Origin of the sequence: Ensifer sp. R-19 (genome assembly GCF_049905105.1) — a bacterium.
Classification (GTDB): Bacteria; Pseudomonadota; Alphaproteobacteria; order Rhizobiales; family Rhizobiaceae; genus Ensifer.
This window is the reverse complement of sequence record NZ_CP184571.1, coordinates 104,903-118,313: the sequence shown is the minus strand read 5'-3', so window position 1 is coordinate 118,313 and position 13,411 is coordinate 104,903. Positions and strand designations below refer to the sequence as shown.

The window sequence follows — 13,411 nt, the reverse complement described above, 5'->3', positions numbered from 1 at the left end:
GGGCGTTCAGATCACTCGACGAGCGGAAGCCGGCAGCACGGATGTCTCCTATCCCTCTCCTTGAACGCAATCGAACCGCCCACCACGCCCCAGCCGAGGGCAGACAAGACTCTTATTGAGACTAAATTCTCATGTTAGCCGGTTCGAACGAGGGCCTGGATCTGACATTTGGTCTTGCTGTCTAGCAACCCCAAGCAACCATTTGTGAAACTTCTGTCCAAACGGCTTTTCGAGGGCGGCCCGATCCCAGGCGAGATAATAGCTTTCGGGCAGTTTCATACGAATGTCGAAGGGCACAACCAGAGATCCAGAGGCGATCTCATCCTTGATCATGGAGACTTGCGCAAGAACGAACCCCCTGCCGTTCACGGCCGCGTCGATCGCACTGCTCGACAAGGTGAAGGAGAGGCCGGAGAACTTCTTAGCCCCATCGGCGTGCACCAGGGTTGCCCAGTCGTTCCATTGCGGAGAAGCCTTGTAGTCCGCCTCCCATTCCACATGGAGGAGCGGAAACGTCAGGATGTCGCGCGGCGTTTCAAGGCTGCGTCCGGCGAGCAGCGTCGGCGAGCAGGCAGGGACCATCCAGTCCGTGAACAACGTGGCTACGTGCTCATGCACATAGGAGCGCCGGCCGTAGGTAATACGGAAATCCACTTGATCGGCACCGATGCGAGGCTCCTGTTCCTGCCCGAGAATGCGGACGCTCGATTCCGGACAGAGCGTTTGCCAGTCGAAGATCTTGCGATTGACCCACTTGTTGGCGACCGACGTCAGCGCGCTCAGAACGATCCCGGTCTCGTTGCGCGCGCGGGTGAGAACATTGGCAGCATGGGAGAGCTGCTGGAAGCCTTTGGCGACTTCCCGATAGTACAACCGGCCCCAGGAAGAAAGCTCAACGCGGCGTCCGCGCCTTTCCAATAGCGTCAGGCCAAGACAGTGCTCCAGGTTTCGCACCAACTGGCTCACGGCGCCCGGCGAGACGCCGAGGTCCTCCGCCGCAGCTGTGACAGTGCCACATCGTCCGATCGCCTCAAAGGCCTGCAAGCCGCGCAAGGACGGGTTCGGCATCGTAAAGCACTCCTTCAGCCATTCGCTCCAATTTAGAAAATCTAAAAAAGAACGCAGGCGCTGGCAACTTGTTGGCACGTAAAAAACGTCGAACATTCGCTTAACAAAACGCAAGGAGAGCGAAATGTTTCTCAAGAACGCCTGGTATGTCGCAGCCTGGGATCACGAGGTCGACCGCGAGTTGAAGCCCGTCACGATGCTCGGCGAAAACATCGTCCTCTACCGAAAGCAGGACGGTAAGGCCGCCGCGCTCGAGGATGCCTGTCCCCATCGCAAGCTGCCGCTCTCCATGGGGCGCATCAAGGGCGACGACGTCGAATGCGGCTACCATGGCCTCACCTTCGACTGTTCGGGCATCTGCACACGCGTGCCGGGGGCCGAGCGGATCCCGCATGTCGCCAAGGTGCGTTCCTACCCGATCCATGAGCGATACGGCCTGCTTTGGGTCTGGATGGGAGATGCCGACAAGGCGGATCCGAAGGATATCTTTGAGGTCGAGCATTTCGGCGACCCCGCCTGGGGCATCAATCGCGGCGAGTCGATGACGCTGAACTGCAATTATCTCTACATGACGGACAACCTACTCGATCCGTCCCATGTCGCCTGGGTCCACCAGTCGTCCTTCGCCAGCTCCGCCTGCGAGGAAACGCCGCTTGAGACGACCGTGAAAGATGACGGCGTCACCGTCTGGCGCTGGATGATCGATTCCGAACCGGCCCCGTTCTATGCGCCCTTCCTGCTGTTCAAGGGCAACACTGACCGCAAGCAGCACTATGAGGTGCGCTATCCGAGCAACGCGATCATCAAGGCTATCTTCGCCCCCGCCCACACCGGCGGCGAAGGCCGCGCGCTGCCGGAAAATACATTCCTGATGGACAGCTACAACTTCATGACGCCGGTCGATCAAAACCGGACCAAGTACTACTGGTTCCAGATGCGCAACTTTGCGCCTGATGACGTCAAGGTTTCCGAGAGTTTTGCTAAGTCCGTGCGCGGCGCTTTCGAAGAGGACCGCGTCGTTCTGGAAGCGGTTCATCACGGAATGGCGAACCAGCAGACACCGAATCTCGACCTGAAAATCGACGTCGGCCCGATGCGCTTCCGGCGCAAGCTGGCTCAGTTGATCGCCGCCGAGACGAAAACCGATCCCTCCAGCGTCGCAGCCGAGTAGGGAGCGGTCCGGATGCTCGATGCAGCCGCCTCGCGCTTCCGTCCCTTCGAAGTCATCTCGAAGGTACGCGAAAGCGCCACCATCACCTCTTTCCGCCTTGCCCCACTCGAACACCAGCACTGGCGGTCGTTCGAGGCGGGACAGTTCCTGACGATGCGTGTTCCCGATCGCAAGGGCGGGCATGTCCTGCGCAACTACACCGTCTCGTCTTCCCCACGCGAGGAGGGAACCTACCGGATCACCGTGAAGCGTGAGGCCGCACCGGCACAGGATTTGCCTGATGGTCTGAGCTCCTGCTGGCTGCACGACCAGATCGAGCCGGGTGCGGTCGTCGAGATCGACCCGCCGCGCGGCGCCTTCAAGCTCGACAGCGCGAGCGCCCGGCCCGTCGTCCTTCTCTCTGGTGGCGTCGGGCTGACGCCGACAGTTTCGATGCTCGATGTGCTGGCGAGGGACACCAACCGCCCGGTCTGGTTCATCCATGCCTGCGACAGTGCAGCCGTCCACGCACTGCGGGACGAGGTCGAACATCTCGCCGCTCTCAGGCCCGGTATCACCGTGCACTACTGCTACCGTTTCGCCGAAGGCGCCGATCTCACGGTTGCCCGCTGCCATTCAACGGGCTTCCTGACGCGCGCCACGCTTCAGAGCCTTTTGCCGCTCGACGACTACGACATCTACATGTGCGGGCCGCCACCTTTCATGCAGGCGCTCTACAGCATTCTGACCGGCCTCGGGGTGCCTAAGGAGCGCATCGCCTACGAGTTCTTCGGGCCGGCGAGCCTGTTGACGGAGACCGCTCAGACCGCGCAGCGATCGAAAATGGCTTCCACCCCCAAGCCAGTGATCGACGGTGAAGCCCCCTGCGTCGTCCTTCACAAATTGGGCCTCAGCCTTACCTGGGACAGCGCAAGCGACTCCATCCTCGCGTTCCTGGAAGCGCAGGGGATCGAGCCGGAATTCTCCTGCCGGGCGGGCGTCTGCGGCACCTGCGAGCAGGGCCTCGTCTCAGGTGAAGTCGACTACTTCGAGGAGCCTCTCGATCAGGTGCCGGACGGCCGGGTGCTGCTCTGCTGCACCAGGCCAAAGTCCTCGATCGTGCTCGATCTCTGACTGCACTGTCCGAATGGCCGTGGCGCCATCCAGATGTCCAAGCTTTGAAGGAAGATCCGTGACGAAACCGCTTCATACCGAGCTCCCGCTCAATCCGCATGTGGCCGGCCTTCCGCCCTACAACGCGGGCATGAACATCGCTGCGGCGCGGCGGCAGAGCGGTCGGCAAGACATCGCAGCACTTGCCAGCAACGAGAACCCGGACGGCTGTTCACCGCGTGTCACAGCCGCGCTCGCAAACCTTGAGCCCTCCCGCTACTCCGACCCCGCCTGTACGGCGCTGCGGGCGGTGCTCAGCCAAAAGCTCGGCGTTTCCCCCGACCGGATCGTCGCCGGGAACGGCTCGGAGGAGATGATCGCCGCAATCTGTCGCGCCGTGCTGCGTCCCGGTGCATTCGTGGCAACGGTCTGTCCCGGCTTTGGGCTGCACGAGATCGAGGCGCTTGCCAATGGCGCAAGCGTCGAGAAGGTCGGTATACGGCCGGATCTCGATTTCGACATACCGGCGATCATCGCCATGCTCGAGCGCGGGCCGGCGATTTTCTTCCTCTCGTCCCCGTCCAATCCGGTCGGTCCGGCGCTCGATCACGAGGGGCTGACGCGCATTCTCGCGGCAGTCAGGCATGAAACGCTTCTCGTGCTCGACGAGGCGTATTTCGAGTTCACGGACGAAGACACGCCCGACGGCCTTGCCGCGCTCTCGGCGACGAACCTCTCCTGGGTGGTGCTCAGGACTTTTTCCAAGGCCTATGGGCTTGCAGGCCTGCGGGTCGGTTATGCCGTGACATCCGATGTCCGGCTCGCCCGGGCGGTGAGCGCCGCCAAGACGCCGTTCAACGTCAATGCCGCCGCGCAGGTCGCAGCCGTCGCAGCGCTTGCCGACGAAGCATGGATGCGGTCTTCGGTCGCGAGGTTGAAACACGAGAGGGCGCGCGTCGCCGACGCTGTGGCCGCCATGGGGCTTTCGACGGCCAGGTCGCAGACGAACTTCCTGTTCATCGATGTCGGGCGGGAAAGCCCGATCGCGTTCGATCACTTCCTGTCAAAGGGGATCATCGTCAAGCCATGGAAGGAGGAAGGTTACGACACCTTCATCCGTGTGACGATCGGCACTCCCTTGGAAAACGACCGCTTTCTGGATGCGCTTCGCAGCCTCGCCAGGCCGTGACGGCTGCCGCGCGCGCTTCAAGCCAAAACACAAAAAGGGGGTCTGGCACGGCCTCAAGGGAACGAACAAATGAGCGGAAACGCAAGCCTGTCCAGAGCAAACCGGGAGCCCCATCGCATGTCCCCTTCAGCGCCATCCGGCCTTTTCACCGGTGACTTTTCCGCCTTGCGCGCTCGATTTCTCGCCGCCGCGCGCACCGCTGGCGCTAGCCTGGTCGAATATTTACACCCGTTGCACGGTCCGAAGGGAGAGCGCCTAGCGACTGACGTTGCCTATCTCGGGCGCAACGATGCTGAAAAGCTGATGGTACTGATCTCCGGGACGCATGGCGTTGAAGGTCCCTTCGGCTCGGCCTGCCAGAGCGCGTGGCTTTCGCAGAACTCTCCCTGGAAACTTCCTGACGATACCGCCGTTCTGGCGATCCACCTCATCAACCCCTGGGGCACGGCATGGGCGCGCCGTGTCAACGAAGACAATGTCGATCTCAATCGCAACTTCATCGACTGGCGAAAGGCGCCGCCGAAGAACGAACGCTACGCCGCATTGCACAGGGCCCTGGTCTGTCGCGCCTGGGACGGCCCGGAGCGTGACGCAGCAATCGAAGCATACGAAGACGCCAAGCGGAGGCTCGGTGGCTACGCCGGCATCGCTCCGATTGTGGAAGCGGGACAATACGACTTTCCGGACGGCCTGTTCTATGGCGGCGACGGTCCGGTCTGGTCGAACCGAACCCTGATCGAGATCCTGTCGACATTCGCACAGAAGGCGGCCGAGGTTGTCATCTTCGACCTGCACACAGGCGCAGGGCCTTACGGCTACCCCGCCCTCCTCTCGGTCGCCGAGAGCGAGCACGCCGGTCTGGAATGGGGCCGACGCATCTTCGGTCCCGCGCTCTCGGTCGTCGTTACCGGGGAGGATGCGACGACCGATACCGGCATCGCCGCGACAGCCACAGGCTACGTCTCGGCCGCCGTGTGCGGTGCGCTGCCGAAGGCGCGCGTCCTGCCGCTGGTCGTCGAATGCGGCACCCTCGACGGCGCCACAGTCTCGGATGCGGTCCAGGCGGACAATTGGCTCCACCTATTCGGCAAGATCGACACGCCGCTCGGCGACCGGATCAAGAAGGACCTGTGCGCCGCCTTCATTCCCGAAGACGCCGACTGGCAGCGCGCCTGTCTTGAGGCATCCTTGCGCCACTTCGACCGAGCCTTTGCCGATCTCAAGGCATTAGGCGGTGCGCGACCGGAAAAATCCGTGCCCACCGCAGCCGCAGTCATCGTCGTCGCCCATCCGGAGTCCGGCGGCCCAAGGCTTGGCGAAAGACCGGCGATCGAGGTGCACGACATCCACAAACGCTTCGGCCCCCTCTCCGTGCTCAACGGCGTCAGCGTCTCTGCACAGCCGGGTGAGGTCGTGTCGATGATCGGCTCTTCCGGCTCGGGGAAAAGCACCTTCCTGCGCTGCATCAATCTGCTCGAGCAACCGAACGACGGGCGCATCGTCATCGACGGCGAAGAAATCCGCATGAAGAAGACGCCGGACGGCGGTGCTGCGCCAGCCGACATCCGCCAGGTCGAGCGCATCCGCTCGCGCGTCGGCATGGTATTCCAGAACTTCAATCTCTGGCCGCACATGACGGTCCTCGAAAACATCGTCGAGGCGCCGATGCACGTCCTGAAGGAGGGACGACAAGCGGCCGTCGATCACGCCCACGCCCTGCTGAAGAAAGTCGGCCTTTCCGACAAACATGCCCAATACCCCGGGCAGCTATCCGGTGGCCAGCAGCAGCGTGCCGCCATCGCCCGCACGCTCGCCATGCGCCCGAAGCTCATTCTCCTCGACGAGCCGACCTCAGCACTTGATCCCGAGCTGGTCGGCGAAGTCCTGCGCGTCATCCGGCAACTGGCCGAAGAAGGAAATACGATGATCCTCGTCACGCACGAAATGCAGTTCGCGCGCGAGGTCTCGCACAAGATCCTCTTCCTCCACCAGGGAAAGGTGGAGGAGGAGGGTGCCCCGGCGGATGTCTTCACCAACCCGCGCTCCGAACGCATGCGCCAGTTCCTGGCCCGTACGCTCTGACAGCCCGCCGTCATCACCCGTCCGGGGCCCTCCCCCGGAACGGGGGCCAACAAGAATGCTCAGCAAGGGGAACCAAAACATGAAGCTGAAAAGTCTATTGCTCGCCACGATCTTCTCCACCGGCCTCGCCGCGGCCCACGCAGCCGAAGGAGAATTGTCGATCGGCACGGAAGGCGAGTATCCGCCGTGGAGCATGGCCGACGCCGCCGGCAACGTCACCGGTTTCGATGCCGACGTAGGAAACCTGCTCTGCGCAAAACTGGAAATGAAGTGTCACTTCGTTGTGCAGGCCTTCGACGGCCTCATTCCGGCGCTGAAGGCCAAGCGTTTCGACATCATCATTTCCGGCATGTCGATCACCGCCGAACGCAAGAAGCAGATCAACTTCTCGGTCGGTTATGCGGAACTCGCCAACATGTTCGTGGTCAAGAAGGATTCCGATCTTGCCGGCGTCAAGGACATCGAGACGCTGCTGACATCGCTCGACGGCCGTACGGTCGGTGTCCAGGCTGGCACGACCCATGCGCACTTCATGGAAAAGCGGGCCTCGTCCGCGGTCCTGAAGACCTATGACACGCTCGACCAGATGCAGATCGATCTCGCCAGTGGCCGCGTCGAGGCCGCATTTGCCGATTCATCCGCCCTTCAGGACTTCCTCGGCCGCCCCGACGGCAAGGACTTCCAGTTCGTCGACGTCAAGGTGCTGAGCACCTTCGACCCGACACTCGGCGAGGGCATCGGCGTCGGTATCTCGCAGGAGAACACCGACCTGAAGGCCCGTATCGACAAGGCGCTGTGCGAACTGGTCGCCGACGGCTCGATCGGCAAGGCAAGCCAGACCTGGTTCAAGACGGACATCTCCCGTCCCTGCCAGTAACGGCAACAGCACCCTCCCGGGAGAACGAAAGGCCGGAAGGTCGATCCTTTCTCGGGAGGCTTCATCCGACAGGACAAGGCATAGGTTGGGCGGGCTCGATGGAACTTGGACTTTGGCAGGTATGGGAAGGCGGCTGGATATCGGCAATCCTGCGCGGCGCGGCAATCACCATCGCCCTCGGCATGGCGAGCATGGCCTTTGGCGCCGTCATCGGCGTTGGTTGTGGCCTGATTAAATGGGCCCGGATTTTCCCGCTGACACTGGCAGTGGATTTCTACACGTCGGTCGTGCGCGGCGTGCCGGAACTTCTGATCATCTATCTCCTCTTTTTTTCCTCCGTCGAGTTCGTGGCCCGAGTGGCTGCGGCGTTCGGCTACGAGGGACTGGCCGGCAACGGTTACGCCTTCACCATCGCGGTCGTCGCAATCGCCGCCATATCGGGGGCCTATTCGACAGAAGTCGTGCGAGGGGCGCTGGCAGCCATTCCGAGCGGGCATATCGAGGCGGCGCGCGCACTCGGGATTCCCGGCAGGCGGATCTTTCGCCGCATTATCGCGCCGCAGATGCTGCGGATCGCCGTTCCCGGCATGAACAATGTCTGGCAGACCACGATCAAGGACACCGCGCTCGTCTCCGTGGTCGGCCTGCAGGAATTGATGAGAGCCGCGTTTGTCGGCGCGGGCTCCACCCGCCATCCCTTCATCTTCTATTTCATCGCCGCTCTCGTCTACCTCGCAATCACCTTGGTCAGCCAGGGTGGTTTCGACTGGATCGAACGCATTCTGCGCCCCCGTACGAGGAAATAGGTCATGGATTTCGAACTCGTTTTCCTCGCAGTTCCGACCCTCGCCAAGGGACTGTGGCTCACCGCGATCCTGACGATCACCTCGGTCGCCATTGGCTTTAACCTCGGCCTGGCGCTTGCGGTCATGCGCTTGTCGAAAAACAGGGCCATGAGCAGTTTTGCCAAAGGCTACAGCACCGTTTTTCGCGGCACGCCCCTGCTGGTACAGCTCTTCCTCTTCTACTACGGCCTCGGCCAGCTTTCGTTCGTTCGGGACAATCCTGTGCTCTGGTGGGTCGTCGGTGATGGCGCCCATTGCGCGGTCATGGCACTCGCGCTCAACACCGCTGCCTATACATCCGAGATCTTGCGGGGCGGCCTCATGTCCATTCCGGCAGGGCTCGTCGAAGCTGCGCAGGCCTGCGGCATGTCGCAGCTCCTCCGCTTTCGCCGGATCACGTTTCCCCTGGCCATCCGGCAAGCCTTGCCAGCCTATGGCAACGAGCTTGTCCTCGTCGTCAAGGGAACGAGCCTCGCCTCCACCATTACCGTTCTGGAGATCACCGGCCATGCAAAGCGGTTGATGAGCCAGACCTACGCAATCCTCGAAATATTCGCCATCGCTGGCGTGCTTTATCTCCTGATCAACCTGTTGCTGATCACGCTCGTGCGGCTTCTGGAAGCCCGTCTTACACGCTACCTGCCCCGATAGGCCTGACCGCCTGAAATAACTGAAAACCTTGAACAGGAAGAGGAATATGATGGATGTACGTGCCGCCATTGCCGTTCAGGCAGGCAAGCCGCTCGAGGTCATGACGGTTCAACTCGAAGGCCCAAAGGCCGGCGAAGTGCTGATCGAGGTCAAGGCCACCGGCATCTGCCACACGGACGACTTCACGCTGTCCGGCGCCGATCCGGAAGGCCTGTTCCCGGCCATCCTCGGCCATGAGGGCGCCGGCATCGTCGTCGACGTCGGCCCGGGGGTCACCTCGGTGAAGAAGGGCGATCACGTCATTCCGCTCTACACGCCCGAGTGCCGCTCCTGCCCGTCGTGCCTGTCGCGCAAGACCAACCTGTGCACCGCGATCCGCTCGACGCAAGGGCAAGGCCTGATGCCGGACGGCACCTCGCGCTTCTCGATCGGCAAGGACAAGATCCACCACTACATGGGCTGCTCGACCTTCGCCAACTACACGGTGCTGCCGGAGATCGCCGTTGCCAAGGTCAATCCGGACGCACCCTTCGACAAGATCTGCTACATCGGCTGTGGCGTCACCACCGGCATCGGTGCGGTCATCAACACAGCCAAGGTGGAGATGGGCGCGACCGCGATCGTCTTCGGTCTCGGCGGCATCGGCCTCAACGTCATCCAGGGCCTGCGTCTTGCCGGCGCCGACATGATCATCGGCGTCGACCTCAACAACGACAAGAAGGCCTGGGGCGAACGCTTCGGCATGACCCACTTCGTCAATCCGAAGGAGGTCGGCGACGACATCGTGCCCTACCTCGTCAACATGACCAAGCGTGGGGCCGACCAGATCGGCGGCGCCGACTACACCTTCGACTGCACCGGCAACACCAAGGTGATGCGCCAGGCGCTCGAGGCCTCACATCGCGGCTGGGGCAAGTCGGTCGTCATCGGCGTCGCCGGCGCGGGCCAGGAGATTTCCACCCGGCCGTTCCAGCTCGTCACCGGCCGCAGTTGGATGGGCACCGCCTTCGGCGGCGCGCGCGGCCGCACCGACGTGCCGAAGATTGTCGACTGGTACATGGAGGGCAAGATCGAGATCGATCCGATGATCACCCACACCTTGGCCCTCGAAGACATCAACAAGGGCTTCGAGCTGATGCATTCCGGCGAAAGCATCCGCAGCGTGGTGGTATACTGAGCGCGAGTTCAATACCGCTTTCAGACGGCAGTGCATTGATCGCACCGCGAGATTGACGGTGTTTGAGATCGGCCGGGCATCTCGCACCGGCTATGAAGGAGGAGAAGCCCATGCCGAGTATTGCAATACATCCATCGGTGGACAGCGGGTTCAAGGCGACGGACGCGGCCTTTGCCGGGGGTACGCTCGTCTGCAACTGCGCAAACAATCCGGTGAAAGTCCGTGTCAGGGGTGACATCGCTCACAACCACGCCTGCGGCTGCACCAAATGCTGGAAGCCCGACGGAGCTGTCTTCTCAGTCGTTGCCGTGGCGCCGACGGACAACGTTGAGGTGCTCGAAAACGGCGACAAGCTCTCGGTCATAGACCCGGCGGCACTCATTCAACGGCATGCCTGCAAGGATTGCGGCGTGCACATGTACGGTCCCGTCGAACGCGATCATGCCTTCAAGGGCCTGTCTTTCGTGCACCCTGAGCGTTTCCAGGAAGCGGGCTGGGCGAAGCCCGGCTTTGCCGCCTTCGTCTCCTCGATCATCGAGAGTGGCTATGATCCTGCTGGAATGGACGGCATGCGCGCCCGGTTACGCGAACTGGGCATTGAACCCTATGACTGTCTCAATCCGGTTCTGATGGATCTCATCGCCACCTGGACGGCGAAGAAAAGCGGTGCGCTCAAGTCAGCCTGAACGCTCTGCCGCAAGCATCTCAACATCTTCCGACATCCACCAGCAGGTCGCATCGTATGGATTGCCTAAAGCCCGAGTTCAAAGCCGAAATTCGCAGGATTGTCGGTGACGGAAATCTCAAGGACGGAGAGGCTCTTTCCTCGGTCGATCACGGCGTTGCACCGGAAAATCTCGGGGCCGGCGCCGTGGTCTTTCCAAGAACGACCGCGGAGGTTGCTGCAGTCGTTGAATGTTGCCTTGCCAACGGGGTCCCACTCGTCACCCATGGGGGACGAACAGGCCTCGTGGGCGGGGCGGTGTCCAAACCGGGGGAACTCGTGCTTTCGACTGCCCGTCTCAATCGCATCCTGCATATATCGCCAGTCGAGCGCGTTGCCGTGGTGGAAGCCGGCGTGACGCTGCAGGCGCTGCAGGAAACGGCCAGCGAGTACCGGCTTGAAACGGGGATCGATTTGCCGTCGCGCGGCTCGGCAACGATCGGGGGTATGGCGTCGACGAATGCCGGAGGTATTGCCGCCTTTCGCTACGGGGTCATGCGCCATCGCATTCTCGGCCTGGAGGCCGTGCTTGCGGATGGCTCGGTCTACTCAGACCTCACACGGGTCGTGAAAAACGCCGCCGGCTACGATCTGAAGCATCTTTTCGTGGGGGCTGAAGGCACACTCGGCATCATCACGCGCATCGCCGTCAAGCTTGAACCCCAACCGCTTGCCACCGCTACCGTGCTCTTCGGTCTACCGTCTGTGGACGCCGCGTTCGAGACGGTCCGCCGAGGGCTCGACGCGCAGTACGGTCATCTCCGCGCGGCAGAAGCGATCTGGAAGGCCTATTTCCGCCTGACATCGGGCCATCATCGCTGGTCGGTCCCGGACTACAGCGCCGACCATCCAATAAACCTTCTGGTCTCGCTGGGCGGGCCCGAGGAAGGCGTGTTGCAAGCGGAACTGGGGCGCATTTACGAAGGTGTCATCGAGGATCATCCCGACGCTTCGGCCGTGATTGCCTCTTCGGTCGCACAGGAGGCGGATCTCTGGCGGCTGCGCGAAGACACCGACCTCATCTACCGAAAGCATCCGGGCGCGCCATCCTATGACGTCTCGGTCCCTCTTTCGGAAGTCGAAACCTATGTCGCTCGCTCCGTTGCCAGCCTGAAGCAGCTGGATTCGGCGTTTGACCCATATGTGTTTGGCCATCTTGCCGACGGAAATCTACACATCGTCCTCAACGCGGCGGGCAGTGAAGTGTCAGGTGAAAAGGCAAGAGCTGTCGAAGAGGTGCTCTACAGGGACATTGCCGCGATCGGTGGGTCATTCTCCGCCGAACATGGGATCGGCCTAAAGAGGATGGGCTCCCTATTGGTCAATTCAGACCCGGTGAAGATTTGCCTGATGCGACGGATCAAGAACACGCTCGACGCTGCGACGCTGCTGAATCCGGGAAAGGTGGTTCGCGCGGGCGCCGGTTTCGCGGGATGCTCCGAAGTGGGCGCCGCAGACCCGATCTAAGACAGCTCTACCGCATCAGCTTTACTTGCCCGTCATCGCGACAGATCGCGACGTGTAATGTCCGCCTGCTGCCTCAGCCATTCGCGCAGCAGAGAGAACCCCTTGAGACCGCTTGAGGTCTTGGGTGCAATGAGACTGTAGCCCATGCCGACGTCGAGTTGGACGGGGTGAGCCTGCAGCAGCAATCCGTCGCGAACCGCGGCATCGACAAGCGCGAGGTCGGCAAGCGCGAGGCCCTGCCCCTGTTGGGCGGCCGTCACTGCGAGATCCAGCGTGTCGAAGGTCAGATGGCGCGCACCTGTCAGGGATATCTGCGCCTTTTCAGCCCAGCGCTCCCAGGTCTCGTAGGTCCGGTCCATGTGCAGAAGCACAAGGCCATCGAAACTCTTCCGATCTTTGAGGTCGCCGAACAGCCCGGGCCGGCAGACCGGCGTCAATTGCTCTTCCCACAGGCGGTCTTCGGTAAGACCGGGCCATGGCCCGACCCCGTATTCGATCATTCCGTCGATCCCTTCGAGCTCGAAGTCGGGCCTTCGAACCCAGGCGGTATCGATATCGACGCGAACATGCGGATGCGCGTGGTAGAGGTCTGGAAGACGCGGCAGTAGCCAACGAATGGCAAGCGAAGGGTGGACGCGCAACGTCACGGTCTGTGGCTGCTGTGTCATCGCCTGATCCGCCTCGATCAGCAAGGCGATGAGCTGCTCGACGTAGGGCAGCAGCCGCCGCCCGGCATCGGTCAGGACAACAAGCCGCGTGCTGCGCAGGAAAAGCGCGCTGCGAAAGTGATTTTCCAGTTGCAGGATCTGCCGGCTGATCGAGCTCTGGCTGATGTGGAGGATCTCGGAGGCCTGACTGAACGACGAGGTTCGCGCCACTGCCAGGAACGCCTGCAAGCCGCCAAGAGGGGGAAATCGTCTGGACATCTGCCGATCTCATTTATTCGTTTTCCAAATAAATCCGTCGCACAATGAGCATTGGATTGTCCAGCGACCGCTTGCGATAGTTGCTTCGTCGGTTGGCCACCAACCTCCCTTCAGCAGCGATAATCAGAACAAAAGGCTTGCC

At 61.9% G+C, this 13,411-nt stretch carries 12 protein-coding genes; 10 read left to right on the top strand and 2 right to left on the bottom strand.

The annotated features are described in order from the left end of the window. Positions 1-129: 129 nt before the first annotated feature. The gene (locus tag ACN9MO_RS30930) at positions 130-1,068 is read right to left on the bottom strand and encodes a LysR family transcriptional regulator (RefSeq protein ID WP_057250148.1); all 939 of its coding nucleotides are present in this window, start codon (positions 1,066-1,068) and stop codon (positions 130-132) included. Positions 1,069-1,192: 124 nt separating this feature from the next. Between ACN9MO_RS30930 and ACN9MO_RS30925 the strand changes: the two genes are divergently transcribed. The 10 genes from ACN9MO_RS30925 to ACN9MO_RS30880 all read left to right on the top strand — a co-directional run bounded on the left by ACN9MO_RS30925 (position 1,193) and on the right by ACN9MO_RS30880 (position 12,343). Next, positions 1,193-2,239 carry an aromatic ring-hydroxylating dioxygenase subunit alpha gene (locus tag ACN9MO_RS30925; RefSeq protein ID WP_057249954.1) on the top strand — a complete coding sequence of 349 codons (1,047 nt, stop codon included), beginning with the start codon at positions 1,193-1,195 and terminating at the stop codon, positions 2,237-2,239. A gap of 12 nt (positions 2,240-2,251) precedes the next feature. Then, the gene (locus ACN9MO_RS30920; RefSeq protein WP_425989071.1) at positions 2,252-3,352 is read left to right on the top strand and encodes an FAD-binding oxidoreductase; all 1,101 of its coding nucleotides are present in this window, start codon (positions 2,252-2,254) and stop codon (positions 3,350-3,352) included. 58 nt (positions 3,353-3,410) lie between these two features. Continuing rightward, complete coding sequence (gene hisC, locus ACN9MO_RS30915) at positions 3,411-4,520, top strand: histidinol-phosphate transaminase (RefSeq protein WP_309140550.1); 1,110 nt, start codon at positions 3,411-3,413, stop codon at positions 4,518-4,520. Between the two features lie 117 nt (positions 4,521-4,637). After that, positions 4,638-6,602, top strand: a complete 1,965-nt coding sequence (locus tag ACN9MO_RS30910; RefSeq protein WP_082615802.1) for a DUF2817 domain-containing protein — start codon at positions 4,638-4,640, stop codon at positions 6,600-6,602. A 79-nt stretch (positions 6,603-6,681) separates the two neighbouring features. Then, positions 6,682-7,479, top strand: a complete 798-nt coding sequence (locus ACN9MO_RS30905) for a transporter substrate-binding domain-containing protein (protein WP_057250142.1) — start codon at positions 6,682-6,684, stop codon at positions 7,477-7,479. A gap of 98 nt (positions 7,480-7,577) precedes the next feature. Then, complete coding sequence (locus ACN9MO_RS30900) at positions 7,578-8,285, top strand: ABC transporter permease (protein ID WP_057249949.1); 708 nt, start codon at positions 7,578-7,580, stop codon at positions 8,283-8,285. A gap of 3 nt (positions 8,286-8,288) precedes the next feature. After that, the gene (locus ACN9MO_RS30895; RefSeq protein WP_057249947.1) at positions 8,289-8,975 is read left to right on the top strand and encodes an ABC transporter permease; all 687 of its coding nucleotides are present in this window, start codon (positions 8,289-8,291) and stop codon (positions 8,973-8,975) included. Between the two features lie 49 nt (positions 8,976-9,024). After that, on the top strand, positions 9,025-10,152 hold the full coding sequence (locus tag ACN9MO_RS30890; RefSeq protein ID WP_425989323.1) for an S-(hydroxymethyl)glutathione dehydrogenase/class III alcohol dehydrogenase: 1,128 nt from the start codon (positions 9,025-9,027) through the stop codon (positions 10,150-10,152). A gap of 110 nt (positions 10,153-10,262) precedes the next feature. After that, positions 10,263-10,838 carry an S-(hydroxymethyl)glutathione synthase gene (gfa, locus tag ACN9MO_RS30885; RefSeq protein WP_057252223.1) on the top strand — a complete coding sequence of 192 codons (576 nt, stop codon included), beginning with the start codon at positions 10,263-10,265 and terminating at the stop codon, positions 10,836-10,838. 56 nt (positions 10,839-10,894) lie between these two features. Continuing rightward, a complete protein-coding gene (locus tag ACN9MO_RS30880; RefSeq protein ID WP_425989064.1) occupies positions 10,895-12,343 on the top strand; it encodes an FAD-binding oxidoreductase in 1,449 nt (482 codons plus the stop codon). Between the two features lie 32 nt (positions 12,344-12,375). Here ACN9MO_RS30880 and ACN9MO_RS30875 read toward each other — a convergent pair whose 3' ends face one another. Further along, positions 12,376-13,269 (bottom strand): LysR substrate-binding domain-containing protein, encoded by an 894-nt coding sequence (locus tag ACN9MO_RS30875; protein ID WP_218374306.1) that lies wholly within the window; start codon positions 13,267-13,269, stop codon positions 12,376-12,378. Positions 13,270-13,411: the final 142 nt, after the last annotated feature.

Bases quoted from the DNA above. Each gene is read 5' to 3' on its own strand.
- ACN9MO_RS30890 (WP_425989323.1), top strand. From the start codon at position 9,025: ATGGATGTACGTGCCGCCATTGCCGTTCAGGCAGGCAAGCCGCTCGAG.
- ACN9MO_RS30900 (WP_057249949.1), top strand. From the start codon at position 7,578: ATGGAACTTGGACTTTGGCAGGTATGGGAAGGCGGCTGGATATCGGCA.
- ACN9MO_RS30880 (WP_425989064.1), top strand. From the start codon at position 10,895: ATGGATTGCCTAAAGCCCGAGTTCAAAGCCGAAATTCGCAGGATTGTC.
- ACN9MO_RS30875 (WP_218374306.1), bottom strand. From the start codon at position 13,269: ATGTCCAGACGATTTCCCCCTCTTGGCGGCTTGCAGGCGTTCCTGGCA.
- gfa (WP_057252223.1), top strand. From the start codon at position 10,263: ATGCCGAGTATTGCAATACATCCATCGGTGGACAGCGGGTTCAAGGCG.
- ACN9MO_RS30930 (WP_057250148.1), bottom strand. From the start codon at position 1,068: ATGCCGAACCCGTCCTTGCGCGGCTTGCAGGCCTTTGAGGCGATCGGA.
- ACN9MO_RS30925 (WP_057249954.1), top strand. From the start codon at position 1,193: ATGTTTCTCAAGAACGCCTGGTATGTCGCAGCCTGGGATCACGAGGTC.
- ACN9MO_RS30905 (WP_057250142.1), top strand. From the start codon at position 6,682: ATGAAGCTGAAAAGTCTATTGCTCGCCACGATCTTCTCCACCGGCCTC.
- ACN9MO_RS30910 (WP_082615802.1), top strand. From the start codon at position 4,638: ATGTCCCCTTCAGCGCCATCCGGCCTTTTCACCGGTGACTTTTCCGCC.
- ACN9MO_RS30920 (WP_425989071.1), top strand. From the start codon at position 2,252: ATGCTCGATGCAGCCGCCTCGCGCTTCCGTCCCTTCGAAGTCATCTCG.
- ACN9MO_RS30895 (WP_057249947.1), top strand. From the start codon at position 8,289: ATGGATTTCGAACTCGTTTTCCTCGCAGTTCCGACCCTCGCCAAGGGA.